This window comes from Burkholderia sp. LAS2 (assembly GCF_018417615.1).
In the GTDB taxonomy this organism is placed as follows: Bacteria; Pseudomonadota; Gammaproteobacteria; order Burkholderiales; family Burkholderiaceae; genus Burkholderia; species Burkholderia sola.
In genome coordinates, this window is sequence record NZ_CP071052.1 from 2763670 (window position 1) to 2782726 (window position 19057).

The following is a 19057-nucleotide window of genomic DNA, read 5'->3' on the forward strand; positions in this document are numbered from 1 at the left end:
GGCCGCAGGACGCGGCCGCGTCGGCATCAGGCGAGAACGCCGGCCTCGACGAGGGCCGAACGCACGGCATCGTGGCAGCGCTCGTCGAGCGCCGTGAGCGGCAGCCGGATCCCGCCCTGCATCTTGCCCATCGCCTGCAGCGCCCACTTCACCGGGATCGGGTTCGCTTCGATGAACAGATTCTTGTGCAGCGACAGCAGCTTCATGTGCAGTTCGCGCGCCGTTGCGACGTCGCCGGCCAGCGCCGCGCGGCACAGCTCGCTCATCGCGCGCGGCGCGACGTTCGCGGTCACCGAGATGTTGCCGTGGCCGCCGAGCAGCATCAGCGCGATCGCGGTCGGATCGTCGCCGCTGTAGATCGCGAAATGCTTCGGCGCGGCCTTGATCAGGTGCGCGGCGCGATCGATGTTGCCGGTCGCTTCCTTCACGCCGATGATGCCCGGCACCTGCGCGAGGCGCAGCGTCGTCTCGTGCGCCATGTCCGCGACCGTGCGGCCCGGCACGTTGTACAGGATCACCGGCAGGTCGACCGCTTCGGCGATCGTCCGGAAGTGGCGGTACATGCCTTCCTGCGTCGGCTTGTTGTAGTACGGCACGACCTGCAGCGTCGCGTCCGCGCCGACGGCCTTCGCGTGCTTCGTCAGCTCGATCGCCTCGGCGGTCGAATTGCCGCCGGCGCCCGCGATGATCGGGATGCGTTTCGCCGCATGCTCGACCGCCGTGCGGATCATCAGGATGTGCTCTTCGACGCTGAGCGTTGCCGACTCGCCGCTCGTACCGACGACGACCAGCGCATCGGTGCCTTCCGCGATGTGCCAGTCGACCAGTTTGCGAAACGCCGGCAGATCGAGACTGCCGTCTTCGAGCATCGGGGTGACGATCGCGGGGATGCTGCCGCGGATTTGAATGCCGTCTTGGGTGCCGTTAGCCATGAAACGCGATTGAGTATGTACCGGTAAACATTGAGATTGTAGCGGATTAGCCGGGCAGTTCGTAACGTGGAATTCCCGCCCCCGCCTTCGGGGTCGCGCCCTCGCGCACTGCGCTAAGACGCTGGACGAATGCCTCGCGCGGCGCGGCGATGAAACCGTCCTCGTACGCGACCACCCGCAGGCGGCCGTGCACGGCGTCCAGCAACTCGCCCGGGGCGAGCAGGAACGCGGGGTTGGACGGTTTTCCGACCGTTTCGTTTCCTTGCGCGAAGGTTTCGTAGATCAGCACGCCGCCCGGCGCCACCGCATCGAGCAGATGGGGCCAGAGCGGACGATGCAGGTAGTTCGTGACGATCACGGCCGCGTACTGCTCGCCGGCCGGCAGCGGCCACGGCGCGCCCTCGAGATCGGCCGCTCGGGCATCGACACCCGGAATCGCGCGCAATGCGGCCAGCGCGGCCGGATCGCGATCGAGCGCGACGACCGGATGCCCGCGCGACGCGAACCCGCGCGCATGGCGGCCGCCGCCCGCGGCGACGTCGAGCACCGCGCCGCCGGCCGGCACGAGCCGCGCCCATTGCGCGACCCAGCGCGACGGCTCGGCCTGGCCGACGTGGCCGCCCGCAGCGGCGATGACGGATTCGCTCATGCGCCGGATCAGTTGTACGACAGGCCCATTGCGTCGCGCACGTCGCGCATCGTTTCCGTCGCGTACTTGCGCGCCTTGTCGCAACCGTCCGCGACGATCGCACGCAGCAGCGACGGATCGTCCATGTACTTCTGCGCGCGCTCGAGCATCGGCTGCTGTTCGCGCAGGATGCCTTCGACGACCGGCTGCTTGCAGTCGAGGCAGCCGATACCCGCCGAACGGCAGCCCTTCTGCACCCACTCGTGCGTCGCTTCGTCCGTGTAGACCTGGTGAAGCTGCCACACCGGGCACTTGTCGGGATCGCCCGGATCGGTGCGGCGCACGCGGGCCGGATCGGTCGGCATCGTGCGGACCTTCTTCGTGATCGTGTCGGCGTCTTCACGCAGGCCGATCGTGTTGCCGTACGACTTGGACATCTTCTGCCCGTCGAGGCCCGGCATCCGCGACGCTTCGGTCAGCAGCGCCTGCGGCTCGACCAGGATGATCTTGCGCGCGCCTTCGAGATAGCCGAACAGGCGCTCGCGGTCGCTCATCGACAGGCTTTGCGATTCCTGCAGCATCGCGCGCGCCTGTTCGAGCGCCTCGTCGTCGCCTTCCTGCTGATACGCGTTGCGCAGCTCGTGATAGAGCTTCGCGCGCTTGCCGCCGAGCTTCTTCGCGGCGTCGAGCGCCTTCTCCTCGAAACCGGGCTCGCGGCCGTACAGGTAGTTGAAGCGGCGCGCGATCTCGCGCGTCATCTCGACGTGCGGCACCTGGTCCTCGCCGACCGGCACGAGCGAGCCGCGATACAGCAGGATGTCGGCCGCCATCAGCACCGGGTAGCCGAGGAAGCCGTAGGTGGACAGATCCTTGTCCTTCAGCTTCTCCATCTGCTCCTTGTAGGTGGGCACGCGTTCGAGCCAGCCGAGCGGCGTGCTCATGCCGAGCAGCAGCGCGAGTTCCGCATGCTCGGGCACCTTGCTCTGGATGAACAGTGTCGCCTGCGCGGGATCGATGCCGGACGCGAGCCAGTCGATCAGCACGTCCCACACGTTCTTCTCGATGACCTCGGGCGTCTCGTAGTGCGTCGTCAGCGCATGCCAGTCGACGACGCAGAAGAAGCACGGGTACTCGGACTGCAGCTTCACCCAGTTTTTCAGCACGCCGTGGTAATGACCGAGGTGCAGCGACCCGGTGGGTCGCATGCCGGAGAAAATACGTTCTGGGAACATGATTGTCGTTAGAAAAGCGAGGCGAAGGGGGACAGGATGGCGCTCAGGACGGCGTAGCCGACATTGACGAGCGGACGCAGCCAGAAGTTCGTCAGCACGCCCGTCGTGACGAGCACGAGGACGATGATGAAACCGTACGGCTCGATGCGCGACAGCGCGATCGATTGCCTGGTCGGCAGCAGCGCCGCCAGGATGCGGCCGCCGTCGAGCGGCGGCAGCGGAAACAGGTTCAGCACGCCGAGCACGAGGTTCGCGCTGACGCCGGCGAACGCCATCCGCGTGAAGAACGGCTCGTCGACGCCGACGGCCGGCAGCACGAGCGTCAGCAGGCCCCAGACGAGCGCCTGCACGAAGTTGCAGGCCGGGCCCGCGAGCGCGACCCACAGGCTGCCCCAGCGCGGATTGCGCAGGTTGCCGAACGATACCGGCACCGGCTTCGCATAGCCGAACAGGAACGCGCCGCCGGTCAGGAAGTACATCGCGAGCGGAATGGCAATCGTGCCGAGCGGGTCGATGTGGCGCATCGGATTGAACGACACGCGCCCCATCGCGTACGCGGTGTTGTCGCCGAGCAGGCGTGCAGCGTAGCCATGCGCGGCCTCGTGCAGCGTGATCGCGAAGATCACGGGCAACGCGTAGACGGCGATGGTCTGTATCAGGGAAGCATCCATATCGCGTTATTGTAACAAGCGCACTCGCGCAAAAATGAACGGCGCGCTCATGCGGCCGAGAGGCCGAACGGTTCGAGCGCGCCGCGCCCCGCGCGGATGAGTTCGGGCGCGTCGCCGGTCAGGTCGATCACCGTCGACGGTTCGCGCGGGCACGCGCCGCCGTCGATCACGAGGTCGACCTGTTTCTCGAGGCGCGTGCGGATTTCCTCCGGATCGTTCAGCGGTTCGTCGTCCGGCGGCAGGATCAGCGTCGTGCCGAGCAGCGGCTGGCCGAGCGACTCCAGCAGCGCGAGCGTGATCGCATGATCGGGCACGCGCAGCCCGATCGTCTTGCGCGACGGGTGCGACAGCCGGCGCGGCACTTCCTTCGTCGCCTGCAGGATGAACACGTACGGGCCCGGCGTCACCGACTTGATCTGCCGGTACTGGCGGTTGTCGACCATCGCGAAGTTGGCGAGCTCCGACAGGTCGCGCACGAGCAGCGACAGGTGCTGCTTCTCGTCGAGGCCGCGAATCCGGCGCACGCGCTCGACCGCATCCTTGTCGTCGAGATGGCACGCGAGCGCATAGCTCGAATCGGTCGGCATCGCGATCACGCCGCCCTTGTTGACGATCTCCACCGCCTGCTTGATCAGGCGCGGCTGCGGATTATCCGGATGAATCCTGAAGAACTGGGACATGGGGACACGTAAAGAGGGAGAAGTCGGATGCACGCATCGGCGGCAACGCGGGCCGCCCGAAGCCGCCCGGCGTCAGAGCCAGCGCTCCCAGACCGGTGTCAGGTCGGGCGGCAACGGCGGCAAGCTGCCGAGCTCGATGCGGCCCTCGCCCGGCGCATGGAAATCCGAGCCGCGCGACACTTCGAAGCCGAAGCGGCGTGCAACGTCCGCGTATTCGCGGTACTGGTCGGGCGTGTGGCTACCCGTGATGACCTCGATCGCGCGGCCGCCGAGATCGATGAACTCGCCGAAGAACGCGTCGAATTCGACCGGCGTATAGCGATAGCGGCCCGGATGCGCGACCACCGCTTCGCCGCCCGCCGCGCGGATCCAGCCGACCGCGTCGGACAGCGACGCCCAGCGATGCGGGACGAAGCCGGGCTTGCCGTCGCCGAGCAGGCGATCGAACACGTCCGACGTCGATTCGGCGTGGCCGTTTTCGACGAGAAAGCGCGCGAAGTGCGTGCGCGAGATCAGGTCGGGATTCGACACGTATTTCAGCGCGCCTTCGTACGCGCCGGGAATGCCGAGCGTCGCGAGTTGCTCGGCGATCGCCAGCGCGCGCGCCGCGCGGCCGTGGCGCGTGCGGTACAGGCCGTCGACCAGCGCCGGATGGGCGGGATCGATGTGCAGACCGACGATGTGCACGGTGCGCGATGCCCACGTGACCGAAATCTCGACGCCGCTCAGGTAGCGCATGCCGAGCGCTTCCGCCTCGCTGCGCGCCGCCGCCTGGCCGCCGATCTCGTCGTGATCGGTCAGCGCCCACAGGGTCACGCCGCCCGCATGCGCGCGGCGCGCGACGTCGGCAGGCGACAGCAACCCGTCGGAAACATTGGAATGGCAGTGGAGATCGGCGTTCATTATCGGCATCGCAGGTAAGGCCTCATTCTACTGCAACGCCGCAATTGCGCCGCCCGGCCGCCGTGCCGCCCGCGCCACGCGCCTATGCGCAGAACGCCTCGATCAGCGCCGCGATCTGCTCGGGCTGGTCGTGGTGCACCATGTGCCCGGCATCCTCGATGAGCTTCTCGCGCCAGTCCGGGAATGCGTTGAAACGCGCCTTGAATTCGGGCAGCGGGATGTCGCCGGCGATGTAAGCGAGCGTCGGCGAATTGACGGCCTCGACGTGCAGCACCTTCGCGCGCACCTGTTTCCAGGTCGCCATCACTTCGTCGAGCCGGTACAGCAGCGGGCCGGGCATCTTGTGCGCCGGGTCGGCCAACAGGTGGTAGAGGCCGTCGTCGCCGCGTTTCGACCAGTGCGCGGCGAGAAACGCGGCGCGGCGCGGGTCGAGCCGCGGATTGGTCTTGATCAGGCGCGCCGCCACGTCGTCGAGGGATGCGTACGGCCGCAGCGCGGGCGGCTGGCGCAACTCGTCGAGCCAGCCGCGCAGCCGGCGCGGCGCCTGTTCGGCGCGGGCCGGCGCGAGCCCGAACCCTTCGAGATCGACCACCCGCCGCACGCGCTCCGGCCGCGCGCCGGCATACAGGCACACGACGTTCGCGCCCATGCTGTGTCCGACCAGATTCACCTCGCCGGTCGGCGCATAGCGGTCGACGAGCGCATCGAGATCAGCCAGGTATTCGTGGAACCAATAGTGGCCGCCGCCCTGCCGCGCGACCGGCCAGTCGGACAGCCCGAAGCCGCGCGCATCGGGCGCGATCACCCGCCAGTCGCCCGCGAGCGCATCGACGACGAACTGGAACGACGCCGCGACGTCCATCCAGCCGTGCAGCATGAACAGCGTCGGCGCATCGGGCCGGCCCCAGCGCCGCACATGCAGCTGGACGCCGCGCACCGTGACGAAATCGGAAACAGAACTCGAGGCAGTCATTGCAGCCGCTCAAAAAAAGAATGGTCGTTCGATTATAGCGGCGCCCCGGCTCCGGCGGCCCGCGATCGAGGTACCGCTCTAGCGGCGAGGTCGTTCCGGCGCCGGCCGGCAGATGGCATCGATCCGGTGCGCGAGCCGGCCGGCGGCCGTCCGGACGCGGCCGAACGCGATCCGGCTAATGCGCGGGGCGTCCGTCCGCCGCGTCCTGCGCGGCCAGTTCGTCGAGTTCGGCCTGGTCGAAGCCGGCATCGCGCCGCGCATCGAAATTGAACGGGCCGCGCAGTCGCGGTGCGTGGTACTGCTCGGCGAGCTGCCGATAGGTCGGCACGGGATCGCGCCCGGCCGCGTCGCACAGATGACGGAACCAGCGGTTGCCGATCGCGACATGGCCGATTTCGTCGCGCAGGATCACGTCGAGGATCGCGGCCGACGCATCGTCGCCCGCCTGCACGAGCCGCGCGCGGATCGGCGGCGACGCGTCGAGCCCGCGGGCCTCGAGCGTCCGCGGCACGAGCGCCATGCGCGCGAGCACGTCGTCCCTGGTCCGCTCGCACATCTCCCACAGCCCGTTGTGCGCGGGAAAGTCGCCGTACGCATGCCCGAATCCGTCGGCGAGCCGGTCGGACAGCAGCGTGAAGTGATAGGCCTCCTCGGCCGCGACCTTCAGCCAGTCCGCGTAGAACGCGTCCGGCAGGCCCGCGAAGCGCCAGACCGCGTCAAGCGCCAGGTTGATCGCATTGAATTCGATATGGGCAAGCGCGTGCAACAGCACGGCACGCCCTTCCGGCGACCGCATGCTGCGCCGCTGCAGTTCGCGCGGCTCGACGAGCGGCGGCCGTGCCGGGCGCCCGGGCAGACCGGCCGGTTCGCGCAGTTCAAGCGCCGGCGCGATCGCGGCCTGCCCGGCCCGCAGCGCATCGTGCAGCACGCGCACCTGCGCGGCCTTGGCCGCCGGCTCGGCAATACGCAGCGCGTCGAGCGCCACGCTGCGCACACAGGCGGGCGCCGGGCCGAAAGAAGAAGACACGATGCTCATAAACGGGGACACCTTGCGTACGCATGCGGGAGCACAGGCACGCGACGGTTTACAATATGCGTTTGTTCCGCGGCGCCAGGCGCCGAGCAAACCGGACGCGCCATTCTACCGGCGCCCATCATCGAAGAGACAAGGAGACCCCGTGACGATCTACAAGCTGGGCGATACGGCCCCGACGATCCACGAAAGCGTATTCGTCGCCGATACGGCAGCCATCATCGGCAAGGTCGTGCTCGAGGAAAACGCGAGCGTGTGGTTCGGCGCGACGATTCGCGGCGACAACGAGACGATTACGGTCGGCGCCGGCAGCAACGTCCAGGAAGGCGCGGTCCTGCATACCGACCCGGGCTTTCCGCTGACGATCGCCGACAACGTGACGATCGGGCACCAGGCGATGCTGCACGGCTGCACGATCGGCGAAGGTTCGCTGATCGGAATTCAGGCGGTGGTCTTGAATGGAGCGATCATCGGCCGCAACTGTCTGGTCGGTGCCGGCGCGGTCGTGACGGAAGGCAAGACGTTCCCGGACAACTCGCTGATTCTCGGCGCACCGGCGAAAGTCGTGCGCGAGCTGTCGGCCGAAGACGTCGCGCGGCTGCGCGCGAACGCGAAGACGTATGTCGAGCGACGCGCGCATTTCAAGGAGCAACTCGTGCGGATCGGGTGATCCGCACGGATTTCAAGGAAGAAGAGTGAGCGACCAGTTACAGAAATTCATGTTCAATGCGGCGCCCGTGCGCGGCGAGATCGTTTCGCTGCGCAACACGTGGCAGGAAGTACTCGCCCGCCGCGACTACCCCGCCCCCGTGCGCACGGTGCTCGGCGAGATGATGGCCGCGTGCGCGCTGCTGTCCGCGAACCTGAAATTTCACGGCACCCTGATCATGCAGATCTTCGGCGACGGGCCGGTCCAGATGCTGGTCGTCCAGTGCGGGTCCGACCTGTCGATGCGGGCCACCGCGAAGTTCGCCGGCGACGCCGCGCAGACGATCGGCGACGACACGCGCTTCGCGTCGCTCGTCAACGCGAGCGGCCACGGCCGCTGCGTGATCACGCTCGACCCGGCCGACAAGCTGCCGGGCCAGCAGCCGTACCAGGGCATCGTGCCGCTGAACGGCGTCGACGGCCCGCTCGAATCGGTGTCGCAGGTGCTCGAGCACTACATGCATCATTCGGAGCAGCTCGACACCCGGTTGTGGCTCGCGGCCGATCGCGACCGCGCGGTCGGGATGCTGCTGCAGAAGCTGCCGGGCGACGGCGGCATCGTGCCGCGCAACGCCGAAACCGATATCGACACGTGGGAGCGCGTGTGCACGCTCGGCGCCACGCTGTCCGCGAAGGAGCTGCTCGAGGTCGAACCGGAAGTGGTGTTCCGCCGGCTGTTCTGGCAGGAAAACGTGCAGCACTTCGAACCGGCCGGCACGCGCTTCCAGTGTTCGTGCTCGCGCGAGAAGGTCGGTGCGATGCTGCGCATGCTCGGTCGTGAGGAAGTCGACAGCGTGATCGTCGAGCGTGGCCATGTCGAGATCCACTGCGAGTTCTGCAACCAGCGCTACGAATTCGATCCGGTCGACGTCGCGCAACTGTTCGCGGCGCCCGGTGTCGAAACCGGCATCGCACCCGCGACCGACCAGCGTCACTGAGTCGCGCGTGAGCCGCATGCCCGTGCCCACCAGCGGCACGGCGCGGGCGCATAATGACGCACGAGCGCCGCACGCGCGGTTCGAGCGCCGGAGGCACGGCCTTCGGCGCCAGCCGCTTTCCACGGTCGGCGCGCCGCAGGAGAAACACATGAATCGCCGCCCCTTTTGCACCGTCCGCACCGTCGTCCTGACGAGCATGGCCGCCGGCACGCTCGCGCTTGCCGGCTGCGCGATGCCGCCGCCGACTGCCACGATCCTGAGCCGCCTGCCGGAACCGGGTGCGTCAGGCGGCCAGCCGCCCGTGCTGTCGAGCGCCGAACGCAAGCGCTACGACGAGATCGACCGGCAGGTGTTGCGCGAGCAGAACAGCGCGATGGCGGCCGAAGCGGCCGCGCGCGCGTGGGCCTATTACTCGCCGCCGCCGGTGACGGTCTACGGCGGCTACTACGGCGGATGGGGCAATCGCTGGGGCACGGGCGTCGGTTACGGCTACCCCGGCTGGTGGTGGTGAACGGGCGTCGCCCGATCGATTGACGACCGGCAGGAAATAAAAAAGCGCGGCATTTCCCGCGCTTTTTCAATGGATTCGACGTACCGCGCTCAGTGATGCGCCGGCTTGCCCTTGTCGCCGCCGTGATGCCGCGACGGCTTCGCGATCGACTGCGGATTCGGCACGACCCGCACCGGCGCCGCGGACACGGCGCCGCGCGTCGACGTATTCGACGGCGTGGTGTTCACCGGTCCTGCAGGTGCATTCGGCGACACGAACTGCACGAATACTTCGCCATCCTTCACCATGCCCATCTCGTAGCGCGCACGCTCCTCGATCGCCGCGGTGCCGCTCTGCAGATCCTGCACTTCGCCGGCGGTGCGCTCGTTGCGCAGCTTCTCGTCCGCGTTCTTCTGCAGCTGGTCGTCGAGTTGCTGACGCAATTCGTGCACCCGCAGCCAGCCGCCGTGTCCCCACCATAGGGGGTACTGAATGAGCGCCAGCAAGGCAATCAGGACGACAGTGACAAGCCGCATGTAAGAGACGCAGATATAAGAAGCGCCGCTCCGCGCACAGGCACAGAGCGGCGTCGAGATGACGAACCCGATAGTAGCGCGTTAGCGCAGGTTATAGAAAGCCGATTTGCCCGGGTAGCTCGCGATGTCGCCGAGATCTTCCTCGATACGCAGCAGCTGGTTGTACTTCGAGATGCGATCGCTGCGCGACAGCGAACCCGTCTTGATCTGACCGGCGTTCAGGCCGACCGCGATGTCCGCGATCGTCGAATCTTCCGTTTCGCCCGAGCGGTGCGAGATCACGGCCGTGTAACCCGCGCGCTTCGCCATTTCGATCGCCGCGAACGTTTCGGTCAGCGTACCAATCTGGTTGATCTTGATGAGGATCGAGTTCGCGATGCCCTTCTCGATGCCTTCCTTCAGGATGCGCGTGTTCGTGACGAACAGGTCGTCGCCGACCAGTTGCACCTTCTTGCCGAGGCGATCGGTCAGCAGCTTCCAGCCGTCCCAGTCGCTTTCGTGCATGCCGTCCTCGATCGACACGATCGGGAACTTGTCGGCGAGCGTCGCGAGGTAGTCGGTGAATTCGGCCGACGACAGTTGCAGGCCTTCGCCCGCGAGCTGGTACTTGCCGTCGTGGTAGAACTCGGATGCCGCGCAGTCGAGCGCGAGCAGCACGTCTTCGCCCGCACGGTAGCCGGCCTTCTCGATCGCCTGCAGGATCGTCGACAGGCACTCGTCGTTGCTGCCGAAGTTCGGTGCGAAGCCGCCTTCGTCGCCGACCGCCGTGCTCATGCCGCGGTCGCTCAGGATTTTCTTCAGCGCGTGGAACACTTCCGCGCCGCAACGCAGCGCTTCACGGAACGTCGGCTGGCTGACCGGGACGATCATGAATTCCTGGATGTCCAGGCTGTTGTTCGCGTGCGCGCCGCCGTTGACGATGTTCATCATCGGCACCGGCAGTTGCATCGCACCCGAGCCGCCGAAATAGCGGTACAGCGGCAGGCCGGCCTCTTCGGCGGCGGCCTTCGCGACGGCCATCGACACGGCCAGCATCGCGTTCGCGCCGAGGCGCGACTTGTTGTCGGTGCCGTCCAGCTCGAGCAGCGTCTTGTCGAGGAACGCCTGTTCCGACGCGTCGAGGCCCATGATGGCTTCGGAGATTTCGGTGTTGATGTGCTCGACCGCCTTCAGCACGCCCTTGCCGTTGTAGCGGCCGGCTTCGCCGTCGCGCAGTTCGATCGCTTCACGCGAGCCGGTGGACGCGCCCGACGGCACCGCCGCGCGGCCCATCGTGCCCGATTCGAGCAGCACGTCGCATTCGACGGTGGGGTTGCCGCGCGAATCCAGAATCTCGCGGCCGATGATATCTACGATTGCACTCATGGGTTTCCTCTGAGAATGACGATGGATTCTTCAAACTGCAACGGCGTGCGCGCCGGAACCGCTTTCGCTACAGACGCGCGAAGCCGTCGCAAGGTTCATTCGATCTTTAATTGAAATCGTTTTCCAGGAGCGGATTGCGCTTCACCGCCTGGTCGAGCGTGACGAGGGTCTCCAGCAACGCGCCCATGCGGTTCAGCGGCACCGCGTTCGGGCCGTCCGACTTCGCCTCGGCCGGATTCGGATGCGTTTCCATGAAGAGGCCCGCGACGCCCGTCGCGACCGCCGCACGGGCGAGCACCGGCACGAATTCGCGCTGGCCGCCCGAGCTCGTGCCCTGCCCGCCCGGCAACTGCACCGAGTGGGTCGCATCGAACACGACCGGCGCGTTCGTCTCGCGCATGATCGCGAGCGAACGCATGTCCGACACGAGATTGTTGTAGCCGAACGAGACGCCGCGCTCGCACGCCATGAAGCGGTCTTCCGACAGACCGGCTTCACGCGCCGCGTCGCGCGCCTTGTCGATCACGTTCGTCATGTCGTGCGGCGCGAGGAACTGGCCCTTCTTGATGTTGACGGGCTTGCCCGAGCGCGCGCACGCATGGATGAAATCGGTCTGACGGCACAGGAACGCCGGCGTCTGCAGCACGTCGACGACCGACGCGACCTGCTCGATCTCGTCGATCGAATGCACGTCGGTCAGCACCGGCAGGCCGAGCTGACGCTTCACCTCGCCGAGGATCCGCAGGCCCTCGTCCATTCCGAGGCCGCGAAACGACTTGCCCGAACTGCGGTTCGCCTTGTCGTAGGACGACTTGTAGATGAACGGGACGTTCAGCTTCTCGCAGATCTCCTTCAGGCGACCGGCCGTGTCGATCGTCATTTGCTCCGATTCGACGACGCAGGTACCCGCGATCAGGAAGAAAGGCTGGTCGAGACCGACCTCGAAATCGCACAGCTTCATGCTTGCACTCCGCGCGCTTGCTTGTTGGCGAGCGCGGCTTCGACGAACGACTTGAACAGCGGATGACCGTCACGCGGCGTGGACGTGAATTCCGGGTGGAACTGGACGCCGACGAACCACGGGTGCATCGAACGCGGCAGTTCCATCATTTCCGGCAGATCCTCGCTCGGGGTACGGGCGCTGATGATAAGGCCGCCGGCTTCGAGCTGGGGCACGAAGCGGTTATTGACTTCATAACGGTGGCGATGGCGCTCGTTCACGTCCTTGCCGTAGATTTCTTCCGCCATCGTGCCCGGCTTGATCGGGCAGCGCTGCGAACCCAGGCGCATCGTGCCGCCGAGGTCGGATTCCTCGGTGCGCGTCTCGACCTTGCCTTCGCGGTCGTACCATTCGGTGATCAGCGCGACCACGCGCTCCGGCGTGTCCGGATCGAATTCCGTGCTGTTCGCCTGCTTCAGGCCGACGACGTCGCGCGCGAATTCGATCACCGCGAGCTGCATGCCGAGGCAGATGCCGAGATACGGCACCTTCGACTCGCGCGCATAGCGAACCGCGGCGATCTTGCCTTCCGTGCCGCGACGGCCGAAACCGCCCGGCACCAGCACGGCGTCGAGATGCTTCAGGCTGTCGACACCGTTCGCCTCGAGCTCTTCCGAGTCGATGTACTCGATGTTGACCTTGGTCGACGTGTGGATCGACGCGTGACGCAGCGCTTCGATCAGCGACTTGTACGACTCGGTCAGATCGACATACTTGCCGACCATGCCGATCGTCACTTCGTGCTTCGGATGCTCCAGCTTCTCGACGAGCGCCGACCACATGCTCAGGTCGGCGTCCTTCGGCGACAGCTTCAGTTCCTCGCAGATGATCCGGTCGAGGCCCTGGTCGTGCAGCATCTGCGGAATCTTGTAGATGCTGTCGGCGTCCCACACCGAGATCACCGCGTCTTCCGGCACGTTCGAGAACATCGAGATCTTCTTCGATTCGTCGTCGGGGATGCGGCGATCCGCACGGCACAGCAGCACGTGCGGCAGGATGCCGATCTCGCGCAGCTTCTGCACGCTGTGCTGGGTCGGCTTCGTCTTCAGCTCGCCGGCCGTCGCGACGTACGGTACGAGCGTCAGGTGCACGAAGCACGCGCTGTTGCGACCGAGGCGCAGGCTCATCTGGCGTGCGGCCTCGAGGAACGGCAGCGACTCGATGTCGCCGACCGTGCCGCCGATCTCGACGATCGCGACGTCCGGCTCGCCGCAGGTGGCCGATGCCGCCCCGCGCTCGATGAACGCCTGGATTTCGTTCGTGATGTGCGGAATGACCTGCACGGTCTTGCCGAGATAGTCGCCGCGGCGTTCCTTGCGGATCACCGATTCGTAGATCTGGCCGGTCGTGAAGTTGTTGGCCTTGCGCATCTTCGTGCTGATGAAGCGCTCATAGTGGCCGAGGTCGAGGTCGGTCTCCGCTCCGTCTTCCGTCACGAACACTTCGCCGTGCTGGAACGGGCTCATCGTGCCGGGGTCGACGTTGATGTAGGGATCGAGTTTGAGGAGGGTGACTTTCAGACCGCGCGATTCGAGGATCGCGGCGAGAGAGGCGGCGGCAATACCCTTGCCGAGGGAAGAAACTACGCCGCCGGTGACGAAAACATATTTGGTCATCGCTGGATGCTCGCGGGAAAAACGGATTATACCGTAAAGCCCGCCCTTCTCTCAGCAATTGGCGGTGATGATCGCGCCCTTTCGTGCCGGCCCGCGCGGACCCGCGCCGATCGCGCGCGCCGGCGCGAACCGGCCGGCCGGTCGGCGCGCCGCGCATGCGCCGGCGGGCATTCCGGCCGCCCGGCGAAACGTCAGGCACGCTTCGCGAGCGGCGCGCCGGCCTGCGAAACGCCGCCCTCCTCCGTCTTCAGCGAATTCAGCATCCGCTGCAATGCGCGAGCAGTCTCGATCGGCCGTTCCATCGGGAACAGGTGGCTCCCCTCAAGCCATTCGATGCGCCCGCGCGTCGCGCGGCGCGTCGCATCGAGCCCGACCTGCCGCACCTCGCGCGAGCGCGTGCCGGCGAGGAAGCCGAGCGGCACCGGCGCGCCGTGCGCGAGCCGCGGGCCGAGCGTGTGCGGCAGCGTCCGGTAGATCAGGTATTCGACCTGCCGGTCGAACGCCAGCGCGCGCTCGCCGTCGGCGCCGGCCTGCGGGATGCCGTGGTCGATATAGTCGGCGAGCATCCGCTCGTCCCAGCGCGCGAACGCGGGCTTCTCGCGGAAGTGCCGCCACACTTCGTCGCGGCTCATCCAGCGCGTGCGCCGGTTGCGCGTCGCCGCGGCCGGCGACAGCCGCTCGTCGAGCCCCGCCCACTGGCTCGCGCGCAGCGCGCCGGCGCGCCAGCCCGCGATGATCGGCGAATCGATCATCACGACGCCGCGCACCCACTGCGGCTTCTTCAACGCGGCCATCAGCGACAGGTAGCCGCCGAGCGAATGGCCGACGAGCCAGACCGGGCGCTCGTAGCGGCTGCCGATATCGTCGAGCAGTTGTTCGACGAGATGCGGCCAGTCGCGCGTCACCGGGTAGCGGCGATCGTGGCCGATCCGTTCGATGTAGCGCAGCTCGTAGTCGTCGGCCAGTTCGGCGAAGATCGTCCGGTACGTCGACGCCGGAAAGCCATTCGCATGCGAGAAGTGGAGGATGTCCTTCAAACGACGATGTCTCCTTTGTCGACGAGAGTTAGCGCTTTAGCGCTTACTCTCGTCCCATGCTTCGCGGTCGGCGGGAGTTAGCGCTTCAGCGCTTACGCCAGCCCCATCCTTCATATTTATGTATGTCGGAACCGTGCTTCGGCACGGTACGCCGGCCCCGGATTTTCCGTCCGATACACCAGCCTTCGCCGCGCTCACCGGTCCATCCAGTACCGGCGCTGTTCGTCGCGATAGCGCGCACATGCGAACCCGCCGGCCGGCGCGACGTCGAACCGCACGGCGCCGTCGCGATCGGTGCGCGGCAGCGGAATCCCGCGCGCCTCGTAGCGGGCGAGGACCGTCCGGTGCGGATGCCCGAAGCGATTGCGATAGCCTACAGGAAAAGCCGCGACGCGCGGCCCGACCGAATCGAGGAAAGGCTCGATCGACGACGTACGGCTGCCGTGGTGCGGAACGACCAGGATCTGCGCGGCCAGCGCGTCGCGCGCATCGGCCACCAGCCGGCGCTCGGCGGCGGCCTCGATGTCGCCCGTCAGCAGTGCCGACGTGCCGCCCGCATCGATGCGCAGCACGCACGATTGTCCGTTCGACGAACCCGTGCCCACCCCGCCGGGTGGCCACAGCATCGTGAAGACGACACCGTCCCAGGTCCACCGCTGCCCCGCCGCGCATGGCAGCCGATCGGCCACGCCGGCCGCCTGCGCATCGCGCCACAGCCGGTGGCGCGGCGCAATACCGGCCAGCAGCTGGCGCACGTCGGCGGCCGCATAGACGGCCGGCGCGCCGCCCGCATGATCGGCATCCGCATGACTGAGCACGAGCGAGTCGATCGTCGCGATGCCGCGCGCGCGCAACGCCGGCGCGACGATCCGCGTACCGGCGTGGGACGACTCCGCGCCCGGCCCCGCATCGAACAGCAACGTCCGGCGCGCGGTTTCGACCAGCACCGCCGCGCCTTGCCCGACGTCGAGCACGGTCAGCCGAAAGCCGCCCGGCGGCGGCGCATCGGGCGCCGGCGCGACGAGCGGCAGCCACGTCAGCGGCGCCGCCCAGCGCAACGGCCAGCCGCGCGGCATCAGCGCCCACGCGACACCCACGCAGGCGAGTGCCAGCACCGGCCAGTCGGGCATGCGCAGCCAGAACACGCCGGCCGGCCAGTCCGCCAGATGACCGAGCAGCGTCATCATCGGCGCGAGCGCCGCATGCGCAAGCCGAAAGGCCGCCGCATCGAGCGGCGACGGCAACGCGATGCCGGCCAGCACGACCGGCGTCACGACCGAGCTGACCCACGGAATCGCGAACGCATTGCCGAACGGACCCGACAGGGAGACCTGCGCGAACCAGGCGGCGGTGAGCGGCGCGAGACCGATCGTCACCGCGTACTGCACGCGCGTCGCCTCGGCGATGCGGCGCCGGCAGCGCGTCGCCCACCCGCGCAACCTCCTCCGCAAGCCGGCCGTGCGGCTTTCCGCGCCCGCTTCATCCACATCGTCGAGCTCGCGCACCGCGCGCCAGCCGGCGACGGCCAGCAGGATCACGGCGACCGCGCCGAACGACAGCCAGAATCCGGCCGACAGTACGGCCCACGGATCGGCGAGCAGCACGCCGCCGAGCGCCGCGCACAGCACCGCGGACGTCGGCACGCTGCGGCCGGCCAGATACGCGACGCCGCCGCCCGCGATCATCCACCACGCGCGCTGTGCCGGCACGTTGAAGCCGGCGAGCGCGGCGTAGCCCGCGGCAGCAACCAGCGCGGCAAGCGCGGCCGCGTACGGCGCCGGCAACACGAGCGTCGCGGCCCGCGTGCGCCAGCGCACGCGGCGCCACACCATCGACACGAGCCAGCCGGCGATCGCGCCGACCAGCCCGACATGGAGACCGGAAATCGCGACCAGGTGGCTCGTGCCCGTGTTGCGCAGGACGCGCCAGTCGTCGTCGCCAATGCCCGACTGGTCGCCGATCGCCAGCGCCGCGACGATGCCGCGGTGCGCCGCATCGGCACCGAGCACCGCGCCGATGCGTGCGCGCAGTGTGTCGCGCACCCGGTCGATCGATGCGCGCCATCCCGATGCGCGCGCATCGAGCAATACTGCTCGACGCGGCGCACTGACATAGCCGATCGCACGAATGCCGGCGGCCAGCCACGCCGCCTCGCTGTCGCGCACGCCGGGATTGGCCTCGGTGTGCGGACGCTTGAGACGCACGACGAAACGCCAGCGCTGGGCCGCACGCAAATCGGGCAGCGTTTCGCGTGTCGCGGATGCGCCATACGCGCGCCACGACAGCCGGATCAATGGCGGGAAACGGGTGAGCCCCGCATCGTTCGACTCGACCGCCAACAGCAGCCGCGCGCCTGTTTCGTCAACAACGGGCAACCCACGGATCACGCCCGTGACGACGATGTCGCGCCCTTCCCATTCGACAGGCAGGCTGTCGCGCAGCCGCCATTCGGCGCGCGCGGCCGCATAGCCGAACCCCGCGACGCAGGTCGCGACCGCGCACAGCATCCATCCACATACCAGGACCGCGCGCGTGCGCCGTCGACGCACGCACCATGCGCCCAGCGCCGCGCAGCCCGCGAGCACGGCTGCTCCGATCGTCCATGCGATCGCCCCGGGCAACGCCGCCTGCCGCTGCAGCACGACGACGCCGAGTGCGAACGCGATCCACCCCACGCGCATTCCGCCTCCTCGTCGACCCGGCGCCCCCTGCCAATGCGGCGCCTTCCGGCAACGATTATGCGGACGAAAGGGCGAGTCGCGGCAGCGCGGCGAGCGCGTTAGCCGAAGTGCATACGGCCAGTTCGCCAGTATCCAGCCCGCGCAATTCGGCGAGCACGCCGCCGATGCGCGGCACCTGGTCGGGCGTGTTGCGGGATTTGTATGCCCATTCGGGCGCGATGTCGGGCGCGTCGGTTTCGACGACGAGCGCGTCGAGCGGCAACTCGGTGGCGAGCCGGCGGATCTGTCGCGCGCGCGTGAAGGTCACGTTGCCGCCGAAGCCGAGATGCAGCCCCTGCGCCAGATACGCTTCGGCCTGCTGAAAACTGCCGTTGAACGCATGCGCGATGCCGCGCCGCACGCCGAAACGGCGCAGCCCGGCCAGCACGCGGTCCTGCGACTTGCGCACGTGGCACAGCACCGGCAGGTCGAATTCCCGCGCCAACTGGAGCTGGCCCTGGTAGAAGAACTGCTGCCGGTCTTCGTCGAGCCCCGGCACGAAATAGTCGAGCCCGATCTCGCCGATCGCGACGAAACGCGGATCGTCGAGGCTCGCCTCGATCTCCATGCGCAGCCTGTCGAGATCGGCGTCGCGCGCCTGCGGCGTATACATCGGATGGATGCCGAGCGCATAGGCCGCGCCCGGCGTGCGCTGCGCGAGTTCGCGCACCGTCGTGAAGTTGTCGCGCCTGATGCTCGGGATCACGATGCGCGACACGCCGGCCGCGCGCGCAACCTGCGCGACCGCGTCGCGGTCGGCGTCGAACTCGGCGGCATCGAGATGGCAGTGCGTGTCGATCCACATGTCAGCGGTCCTGCGCCGTTGCGCCGTGCCGCGACGAACCGGCGGCCGGCCAACGGCGTGGCTTTTTTACACCGGCAGCGCCGGCTCCTCGTGCAGCACCCCGTCGCGCAGCCGCATGATGCGGTCGCAGCGCGCGGCGAGATCGGGGTCGTGCGTAACAATCACGAAACTCGTTTCGAGCGTCTCGGACAGTTCGAGCATCAGGTTGAACACCGTGTCGGCCGTCGTGCCGTCGAGGTTGCCGGTCGGCTCGTCGGCGAGCACGCACGCGGGCTTCGTGACCAGCGCGCGCGCGATCGCGACGCGCTGCCGTTCGCCGCCCGACAGTTCGCCCGGCCGGTGCTTCGCACGCGGGCCGAGACCGACGCGTTCGAGCATCGCCTGTGCCTGCGCGCGCGCGTCCTCGGTCGTCATCCGGCGGATGCGCAGCGGCATCGCGACGTTGTCGAGCGCCGTAAACTCGGGCAGCAGGTGGTGGAACTGGTAGACGAAGCCGAGCGCGCGGTTGCGCAGCTCGTTGCGCTCGCGCTCGGCGAGTTGCGTAAACGGCTTGCCGAGCAGCGACACTTCGCCGGCGCTCGGTTCGTCGAGCCCGCCCAGCACGTGCAGCAGCGTGCTCTTGCCGGAGCCCGACGCGCCGACGACCGCGAGCTTCTCGCCCCGCCGCACCGTCAGCTCGGTGTTGTTGAGCACCTGCACGTTGAAGCCGCCCTGCACAAACGCCTTCGTGATCCCGCGCGCCTGAAGCACGTATTCCTGCATACCTGCCGAATCCTGTCTGTTGTGTTGT

19 protein-coding genes are annotated in these 19057 nt (G+C 67.9%); 3 read left to right on the forward strand and 16 right to left on the reverse strand.

Features of this window, described 5'->3' with window-relative positions; all coding sequences use genetic code 11:
* Positions 1–26 precede the first annotated feature (26 nt).
* The 8 genes from dapA to JYG37_RS12815 all read right to left on the reverse strand — a co-directional run bounded on the left by dapA (position 27) and on the right by JYG37_RS12815 (position 7055).
* Entirely contained in the window at positions 27–932 is a 906-nt protein-coding gene (gene dapA / locus JYG37_RS12780) for a 4-hydroxy-tetrahydrodipicolinate synthase (protein WP_050012984.1), read from the reverse strand.
* Between the two features lie 46 nt (positions 933–978).
* The gene (locus tag JYG37_RS12785; protein ID WP_050012985.1) at positions 979–1581 is read right to left on the reverse strand and encodes a class I SAM-dependent methyltransferase; all 603 of its coding nucleotides are present in this window, start codon (positions 1579–1581) and stop codon (positions 979–981) included.
* Positions 1582–1589: 8 nt separating this feature from the next.
* The gene (locus JYG37_RS12790) at positions 1590–2792 is read right to left on the reverse strand and encodes a tryptophan--tRNA ligase (RefSeq protein WP_050012986.1); all 1203 of its coding nucleotides are present in this window, start codon (positions 2790–2792) and stop codon (positions 1590–1592) included.
* Positions 2793–2800: 8 nt separating this feature from the next.
* On the reverse strand, positions 2801–3463 hold the full coding sequence (locus JYG37_RS12795) for a site-2 protease family protein (RefSeq protein ID WP_011549479.1): 663 nt from the start codon (positions 3461–3463) through the stop codon (positions 2801–2803).
* Positions 3464–3510: 47 nt separating this feature from the next.
* Entirely contained in the window at positions 3511–4143 is a 633-nt protein-coding gene (locus JYG37_RS12800; RefSeq protein ID WP_050012987.1) for an L-threonylcarbamoyladenylate synthase, read from the reverse strand.
* 72 nt (positions 4144–4215) lie between these two features.
* Positions 4216–5046 carry a 3',5'-nucleoside bisphosphate phosphatase gene (locus JYG37_RS12805; RefSeq protein ID WP_034178618.1) on the reverse strand — a complete coding sequence of 277 codons (831 nt, stop codon included), beginning with the start codon at positions 5044–5046 and terminating at the stop codon, positions 4216–4218.
* A gap of 82 nt (positions 5047–5128) precedes the next feature.
* The gene (locus tag JYG37_RS12810) at positions 5129–6019 is read right to left on the reverse strand and encodes an alpha/beta fold hydrolase (RefSeq protein ID WP_050012988.1); all 891 of its coding nucleotides are present in this window, start codon (positions 6017–6019) and stop codon (positions 5129–5131) included.
* 175 nt (positions 6020–6194) lie between these two features.
* On the reverse strand, positions 6195–7055 hold the full coding sequence (locus tag JYG37_RS12815) for a ferritin-like domain-containing protein (protein WP_050012989.1): 861 nt from the start codon (positions 7053–7055) through the stop codon (positions 6195–6197).
* Positions 7056–7197: 142 nt separating this feature from the next.
* On the opposite strand from JYG37_RS12815, the gene JYG37_RS12820 reads away from it, so the two are divergent.
* The 3 genes from JYG37_RS12820 (at position 7198) to JYG37_RS12830 (ending at position 9209) form a co-directional block, all read left to right on the forward strand.
* Positions 7198–7722, forward strand: coding sequence for a gamma carbonic anhydrase family protein (locus JYG37_RS12820; RefSeq protein ID WP_089488588.1), 525 nt, complete (start codon positions 7198–7200; stop codon positions 7720–7722).
* 25 nt (positions 7723–7747) lie between these two features.
* Positions 7748–8698, forward strand: a complete 951-nt coding sequence (gene hslO / locus JYG37_RS12825; RefSeq protein WP_050012991.1) for an Hsp33 family molecular chaperone HslO — start codon at positions 7748–7750, stop codon at positions 8696–8698.
* Positions 8699–8846: 148 nt separating this feature from the next.
* Entirely contained in the window at positions 8847–9209 is a 363-nt protein-coding gene (locus JYG37_RS12830) for a hypothetical protein (protein WP_089488589.1), read from the forward strand.
* A gap of 89 nt (positions 9210–9298) precedes the next feature.
* On the opposite strand, the gene ftsB is transcribed toward JYG37_RS12830, so the two are convergent.
* The 8 genes from ftsB to lolD all read right to left on the reverse strand — a co-directional run bounded on the left by ftsB (position 9299) and on the right by lolD (position 19029).
* A complete protein-coding gene (gene ftsB / locus JYG37_RS12835) occupies positions 9299–9724 on the reverse strand; it encodes a cell division protein FtsB (RefSeq protein WP_011549473.1) in 426 nt (141 codons plus the stop codon).
* Between the two features lie 81 nt (positions 9725–9805).
* The gene (eno, locus tag JYG37_RS12840; protein ID WP_006478406.1) at positions 9806–11089 is read right to left on the reverse strand and encodes a phosphopyruvate hydratase; all 1284 of its coding nucleotides are present in this window, start codon (positions 11087–11089) and stop codon (positions 9806–9808) included.
* 106 nt (positions 11090–11195) lie between these two features.
* The gene (kdsA, locus tag JYG37_RS12845) at positions 11196–12050 is read right to left on the reverse strand and encodes a 3-deoxy-8-phosphooctulonate synthase (protein WP_176016030.1); all 855 of its coding nucleotides are present in this window, start codon (positions 12048–12050) and stop codon (positions 11196–11198) included.
* Positions 12047–13705, reverse strand: coding sequence for a CTP synthase (pyrG, locus tag JYG37_RS12850; protein ID WP_050012994.1), 1659 nt, complete (start codon positions 13703–13705; stop codon positions 12047–12049). Before pyrG ends, kdsA begins: the two co-directional genes overlap by 4 nt.
* Positions 13706–13896: 191 nt before the next feature.
* A complete protein-coding gene (locus JYG37_RS12855) occupies positions 13897–14742 on the reverse strand; it encodes an alpha/beta fold hydrolase (protein WP_050012995.1) in 846 nt (281 codons plus the stop codon).
* Between the two features lie 194 nt (positions 14743–14936).
* Complete coding sequence (locus JYG37_RS12860) at positions 14937–17423, reverse strand: DNA internalization-related competence protein ComEC/Rec2 (RefSeq protein WP_204383315.1); 2487 nt, start codon at positions 17421–17423, stop codon at positions 14937–14939.
* Positions 17424–17478: 55 nt separating this feature from the next.
* Positions 17479–18267, reverse strand: a complete 789-nt coding sequence (locus tag JYG37_RS12865) for a TatD family hydrolase (RefSeq protein ID WP_213345450.1) — start codon at positions 18265–18267, stop codon at positions 17479–17481.
* Between the two features lie 66 nt (positions 18268–18333).
* Positions 18334–19029, reverse strand: a complete 696-nt coding sequence (gene lolD, locus JYG37_RS12870) for a lipoprotein-releasing ABC transporter ATP-binding protein LolD (protein ID WP_006482997.1) — start codon at positions 19027–19029, stop codon at positions 18334–18336.
* Positions 19030–19057 lie beyond the last annotated feature (28 nt).